The sequence below is a fragment of the Stenotrophomonas maltophilia group sp. RNC7 genome, from assembly GCF_030910085.1.
Lineage (GTDB): Bacteria > Pseudomonadota > Gammaproteobacteria > Xanthomonadales > Xanthomonadaceae > Stenotrophomonas > Stenotrophomonas sepilia.
In genome coordinates, this window is record NZ_JAVFVN010000975.1 from 1 (window position 1) to 323 (window position 323).

Genomic DNA, 323 nt, shown 5'->3' on the forward strand with positions numbered 1-323 from the left:
CGTGCAAAGCACGCGCGGCACGCTGTTACGTGCCCCCCCAAATGCGAATACCCGTGTTTCGATACCGTTAGGAACAGCTTCCACTGGCCCGCCAGCCCCCAAACGCCTTACCGTCTCATTCATATGCTCCGCTCTGGTCAAAACGTAATCGGCGCGACGGCATGCGTAGCCCGCCAAGAAACGGCGACGGTATGAGACATCCAATCCACGCAGCACGTCGCTGCCCATGGCGGTAACCACCAGCGGTTTTATGCCAGCAAATGCCGCCATAAATCCGTAGTCCAACAAATAATAGGCATGTACGACGTCCGGCTTGAGCTTCG

At 57.3% G+C, this 323-nt stretch carries 1 protein-coding gene; it reads right to left on the reverse strand.

Annotated features, from left to right (window positions below):
* Window positions 1-323: glycosyltransferase (locus RCF13_RS25250; RefSeq protein WP_308141643.1), on the reverse strand; the 323-nt coding region annotated here is incomplete at both ends.